Raw genomic sequence first — 1,430 nt, forward strand, 5'->3', positions numbered from 1 at the left:
CCTCATAGGTGCCTTTCGGGATGACCACGGAGAGATAGGGCGCCCCGATCTTGGCGACGTCCTCGGCCGGCACGGCGACGACGTTGATCGGCACGGAAGTCGCCAGATCGCGGATGGAGGCGACGCCGAGGCCGGCCGACTGTAAGGTGGCATCGAGCTGGCGGTTCTTGATCAGCTCGACCGACTCGGCGAAGGGCAGGTATTCGACGCGTCCGAGATCCTCATATTTGAGACCGGCGGCGGCGAAGATGGCGCGCGCGTTGAGCTCGGTGCCGGAGGCGGGCGCACCGACGGACAGGCTCTTGCCCTTGAGGTCGGCGAGCGTCTTGATGCCGGAGTCCTGACTGGCGACGATCTGGATGTAATTGGGATAGATCGCGGCAATGCCGCGCAATTTGTCGAGCTTGCCCGGGAAGCCGGCTTCGGTGTTACCCTCGGCGGCCATCTTGACGGAATCGCCGAGCGCGAAGGCAATCTCGCCCTTGCCCTGCTGCAACAGGTTCAGGTTCTCGACCGAGGCCTTGGTCGCCTGAACCTGCGTGCGCGAGCCGGCGATGCCCTTGCCGTAGATTTCCGACAGCGCGACGCCGAGCGGATAGTAGACGCCCGACGTGCCGCCGGTGAGCACATTGATGAATTCCTGCGCCCCGGCCGTCACGATGCCGAGGCCGAGCGACAGCGCCAAAGCGCCGGCGGCAACAAATTTCGTCCTGAAATCGAGCATAGGGTTTCCTCCTCCTGAAAACAGTCGCGTCGCACCGCCTCCCAAGCGCGAAGCCGGAGTTTAGACAGGAGGAGCCAAATGCCAACCCGCAATTGCAAAGCTTTGTTCGATCATGATCCTTTCCAAAAACCGAGGTCCACTTTTGGGATCATGATCTGGACGAACGGTTGAGTGGCGACGAGGGCGCTGGCTTGCGCTCGACTGCTTTGGGGACGAAAGATTTTTCTGACGCCTGTCGAAATCGGCCGACGCCGCGCGACATAGGTCGGCACGCGACGATGCGGCCTTCCAGAAAACGGGAGAAGACCATGCGATACATGCTTTTGATCTATAATGACGAAGCCGCGATGGCGAGCGCTCCGAAAGAGCGGACCCAACAGACCCTCGCGGCCTATGGCGCCTATACCGAGGCGCTCAAGAAATCCGGCGCTTATATCGCCGGCGAGCGGCTGCGCCCGACCCAGGCGGCCACCTCGGTGCGGCTCGCCAGCGGCAAGACCAATGTGCTCGACGGCCCCTATGCCGACACCAAGGAGCAATTGGCAGGTTTCTACATGATCGAGGCGGCCGACATCGACACGGCCATCGAATGGGGCGCGCGCTGTCCCGCGTCCTCCACCGGCACGGTCGAGGTGCGGCCGATCTGGGAAATGGCAGAGTACGTCGCCGCCGCGGAGTGACCCGCGATGGATGATCGCTCGGAGAT

General features: G+C 62.9%; 2 protein-coding genes. One reads left to right on the forward strand and one right to left on the reverse strand.

The window, feature by feature from the left end; all coding sequences use genetic code 11:
- A partial coding sequence (locus EOD07_RS34320; protein ID WP_127238345.1) for a TAXI family TRAP transporter solute-binding subunit occupies positions 1-724 on the reverse strand: 724 nt, incomplete at its 3' end.
- Between the two features lie 308 nt (positions 725-1,032).
- On the opposite strand from EOD07_RS34320, the gene EOD07_RS34325 reads away from it, so the two are divergent.
- The gene (locus tag EOD07_RS34325) at positions 1,033-1,404 is read left to right on the forward strand and encodes a YciI family protein (RefSeq protein WP_073989059.1); all 372 of its coding nucleotides are present in this window, start codon (positions 1,033-1,035) and stop codon (positions 1,402-1,404) included.
- The last annotated feature ends 26 nt before the right edge of the window (positions 1,405-1,430 follow it).

The organism is Mesorhizobium sp. M2C.T.Ca.TU.002.02.1.1 (assembly GCF_003997225.1).

Coding starts and splice junctions, on each gene's coding strand:
- EOD07_RS34325 (WP_073989059.1), top strand. CDS start 1,033: ATGCGATACATGCTTTTGATCTATAATGACGAAGCCGCGATGGCGAGC.